The 4,543-nt window shown below is 41.0% G+C and carries 3 protein-coding genes; all 3 read right to left on the bottom strand.

Features of this window, described 5'->3' with window-relative positions:
* Positions 1-907: 907 nt before the first annotated feature.
* Complete coding sequence (gene ftsY / locus AN486_RS26145; protein ID WP_053537776.1) at positions 908-2,377, bottom strand: signal recognition particle-docking protein FtsY; 1,470 nt, start codon at positions 2,375-2,377, stop codon at positions 908-910.
* Between the two features lie 195 nt (positions 2,378-2,572).
* Positions 2,573-3,214, bottom strand: coding sequence for a transcription antitermination factor NusB (gene nusB, locus AN486_RS26140; protein WP_053537775.1), 642 nt, complete (start codon positions 3,212-3,214; stop codon positions 2,573-2,575).
* A gap of 67 nt (positions 3,215-3,281) precedes the next feature.
* On the bottom strand, positions 3,282-4,067 hold the full coding sequence (locus AN486_RS26135; protein WP_290603017.1) for a DUF502 domain-containing protein: 786 nt from the start codon (positions 4,065-4,067) through the stop codon (positions 3,282-3,284).
* Positions 4,068-4,543 lie beyond the last annotated feature (476 nt).

Here is a 4,543-nt window from a genome sequence, read left to right as displayed (position 1 = left end):
GGAGGTAGGGGAGGGAAGAACAGAAGTTTTTCCGATTATTACCCGTCAAAATAAATTTGACGAACTACTAGTTGAGAGTTTAAAAAATGCCAACTTGGCTACTGAGATAAAAAGACCTCTGCTAGAGTATTTAAGTAGTTGACCTGTGGGCTTTTAGGTTCTTAGTTTGAGATGCTGACAAGGCTATTTTGTGATCAGTTTAAAGATTGCCTACTCCAACTGATCACAACATTGCTATTGTTCTCAATCGTTCCTAAAACTCTTTATACCTCAGAAGTTTTACTTCTGGGGTTTTTGTTATACTCAAAACGGCTTGATTGCTTGAGTTAAGATTTTACTCTTTTCTCTCCTTATTACGATACAAGGGGTAAAGCAAGAGCTTCATTGGTGTCAACTTAACGTAAAACCTCTATCACGCAAAGAACTCAAGTCATCTCATTCCCAGTCTCTGACTGGGAATGAATTCTAGAAGGCTCTGCCTTCAATAATATTAGAGGCAGAGCCTCATCAACTGCATTCCTAGTCAGAGACTAGGAACGAGATGTGGTAGGGATTTGAGCTTAAGTTGACACATATCAGCTTTTGCTTTACCCCTACACATCTGGGTTCTTTGTCATTTGGCAAAAGTTTAAATCTCACCCGTGTTTAGTATATTAAGGAATGTGAATTAAATAAGGTGCAAAAGTAGGGTGTGTTAGCGACAGCGTAACGCACCATTCCAGGTTACATCAGAATTGCAGGTTATTAAATTTGCGTTCCTAAGTAAGTAATTAGGGCTTGCTGAATAAACCTAACTTGTGATCCCGTAAGGGATACCTGGACTAATGAAAAATTAAGGCTTCTTAACCCACGAAAGTGGGTTTTGTCTGTGTATCCGCGACTTATAATCGCTTTTTTGATGGCGTTATCAACCGCTTAGTAATGCTTCTACAAATTCGTAACTAGAAAATGGACGCAAATCTTCAATTCCTTCACCAGCGCCTATAAAACGGATAGGTAAGCCTAATTGCTGGACGACAGCGATCGCTACACCCCCTTTACCTGTTCCGTCTAATTTGGTTAAAACAACGCCACTGAGTTGGGCTGCTTGGGAAAATACTTCAGCTTGTCGCAGTCCATTTTGTCCCAAGGTGGAATCGAGAACTAACAGGGATTCAACGCGGGCATTAGGGGCTTTTTTATCTATGATTTTGCGGATTTTGCTGAGTTCGTCCATGAGGTTTTTCTTGTTTTGCAGTCTCCCAGCGGTATCTATTAATAGTAGTTCGGTTTCTCTTGATTGGGCGGCGGCGATCGCATCAAATACCACTGCTGCTGGATCTGTGTTTTTCCCAGGATTGGCGATAACTTCTACACCGCTTCTATTTCCCCAAACTTTGACTTGTTCCACAGCCGCCGCCCGGAATGTATCTGCCGCCCCAATCAGGCATTTATAACCAGATTTTTGGGCTAGATGAGAAATTTTACCGATGGTGGTAGTTTTTCCCGCGCCATTGACTCCGGTAATTAACCAAATGGTAAGTTGGTCTTTTTCCGGTGCAAAGCTGGGTTTATCTTGGTTTTGCAGGGGTGCATCTAGCATACCTCTGAGAATTTCTTTCAGATAAGCGATCGCTTGTTCCGGTGGAGTAACTTCCGCCAGGATTTTTTTCTGGAGCGCAGCAATAATATAATCCGTTGCCTCTACACCCACATCTGCCTGTAGAAGTAATGATTCAATTTCATTTACAGCCGCTTGATTAAGAGGTCCTTGACCAACAATTGCTTTGAGTTGGTTGAGAATATTCCGTCGGGTTTTATCTAAACCTTGGCGCAGTTTTTTCAACCAAGTAATTTCTTCTAGAGAAATATCTTCAGCTTTTCTCCCTTGGGCGGCTAAAACCTTGGCTGACCACTTAAACCCATCATCAAACACCAGTTCTGGAATCTCGACTTCTGCTGCTATTGGGGTTGTCGGTGTTTCTGGAATCTCTGTTTCTATCGCACTAGCAATTAATTTCTCCTGTTTAGCTTCTCTTTCAGCCGCAGCCCGTTCTAAAAAAGATAAATTAGCTGTTTCTAATTCACTGACAACATCCTCAGTAATTTCTGCTATATTGGTGGCGATTTCTATCGGTGCAGTTTCTTCTTCTGCTTCAGTTTCTACTATTTCTTCAGTAATAGTATTTTCTTCAACAGCTACAGGTGATTCTGGTTCTATTTGTTGTTTTTCTTGAATATTTTTATAAGCAGCTTTAGCAAAAGCCAACAAATCCGCCGTATCTAGTCCGGTTGTTTCTGTTTCAGTTGCTTCTACTGCGGGTGTTTCCTCCTGATTTTGAGTTTCAGGAGTATCAGCAGATTCATTATTCGGACGACGAAACCAATTAAAAGCCATTGTAGTTTAATTAGAGGAGTTTAGGAGTATGGCTTACGCCACGCTATGCCTTCGGCACACTACGTGAACGCTATCAGGAGGTAGGGGCGCAGGACTTGCGCCCATTCAGGAGTATGGCTAACGCCACGCTGCGCTATCAGGAGTTCAGGAGTTAAGAAAGAAGAATAAGGAATAAAAGTCTTACCAATGACCAATTCAAACAGGTTGTTTTTGTTCGCTAACTCGGCGGAGAACACCATTAATAAAACGGTGTCCGTCTTCTCCACTGTAGCGTTTAGCTAATTCTACAGCTTCGTTAATGGCAATACTATTGGGAACTTTCATAAACTTTATTTCTGCGGTGGCTATTTGCAGGATATCTCTATCAATTTGGGCTAGACGGGTAACTTGCCAATCTACTAAAGCATGAGAAATATATTCTTCGATAGCCTGATGATTTTCACTAACGGTAATAATAATAGCTTTAGCGTAATTACGAACTTCCTTATCTTGATTAGCTAACTGAATTAATTCAGGAAAATCAACGGATGTACCTAATTGATTGATAGCTATTTGGGTATAGGAAATTGCCTCTTTCAACATAGTTCTAGCCGTATTTAAGTCAGCGGCTCTAGTTTCGCTAGTTAATAGGCGATCATTACTCCGTTGTAGTTCGCCCGCGGCATTGTTCAATGTGTCCTGTACCTCTAATGTCAGGGTACGGACTGCCCCTAAAACTAACTTAGAGACTAATTGCTCGTCTGATAGGGTTTCCAGTTTCTTGGGGTTAATTGGTAATTGGCTAAGGCTTAACAGAGCCAATTCGCGGGCTATTTGTTGGGGTTTACGACGTTGCATACAGTTGGGATGATGAAAAATATATGAGTTCTAGCACAGATGAACAATTAGCTTATCTATTTTTTGTTCACTTTGCTAGGTTGGTATCGAGTTTAGTTTCTATTTCGGGAATTTCCCGCTGTTGTATTTCTAAAGATGATCCTGCTGACAGTGCAGAAAGCTCTGGTGATGGAATATTAGGGGCGACTATACCACCTGACACAACTATCTTAAAAGCATCCTCTACGGATATAGAGAGATTAATTACATCCTCTTCTGGTACTACTGCATACCATCCTGTGGTCGGATTAGGGGTAGTGGGAATAAATAGACTGATGACGGGACGGGATATTTGACTTTGGATTTCATTGCTAATTGCGCCGGTGACAAATGCGATCGCCCAAATGCCCGGACGAGGGTATTCTACTAAAACTACCCGCCGAAATTTACCATTAGAATCTTTTAGGAGAGTTTCTAAGAGTTGCTTGAGAGTTTTATATACCTGTCCTGCCAGAGGAATCGCTTGTAATAACCGTTCACCAAAATCCAATAACCACCGACCAGCAATATTTCTAGCCATTAAACCAATAGCTAGAATACTTAATAATGGCACTGCTAATCCTACTAGTAAATTAAGTATATTTACTAGGATTGGATTTAAGCCATCAAAGGGATTAAGTTGTTTAGGAACTTGGGTGAGAAAGTTAATTACCCAGGTGGCTATGGTAATTGTTAACCAGATTGTGGTTGCGAGGGGAATTACCACCAGCAAACCAGCAATCAGGTCATTTTTTAAGTCTTGTTTCCACCGTTCCATTCCCAAACCCCGATTCTCCTTATTTAGCTTCGTCAAACTGTTGTGATTATTTTCCATTTCAGCAAATTAGTCACATTGGGAATATCAGAAACTGATGACAACAGGCTTTTATCATTGTTAGAAAATGCCCTTTGTCCTCTTCTCTCATAATAAAAGTCAAACTATACTCAACACGGCTTATTCATTTGATTTTGTGGGTAGGGATTTAGCAGTGCTCATTGGTGTCAACTTAGCCTACAGATGGCTTATTTGTTGGCTTCCACACCCACCCAGAAATGAATTTCCGGGCTAATAGCGAAAGTAAACTAAAGTTTACTCAAAAATTTCTGGGTTATTTAGTCATCAAAAGACAACTTCTGCTATTAAGTAGGTGAACACAATAAAACCAAACTGTGTAAAGAAATGTAAAATCGCCCAAACCCTCTTCACTCTTGCCTCTTGCCTCTTGCCTTTTGCCTTGCCATAACGACAATTTTCAACGCTCACCTACTTAGACTGGGAATTCATTCCCAGGCGGGCTATGGGTTTTACGT

The organism is Anabaena sp. AL93, assembly GCF_001672085.1.
Classification (GTDB): Bacteria; Cyanobacteriota; Cyanobacteriia; order Cyanobacteriales; family Nostocaceae; genus Dolichospermum; species Dolichospermum heterosporum.
The sequence above is the reverse complement of the archived record's forward strand: the minus strand, read 5'-3'. Positions and strand labels throughout refer to the sequence as shown.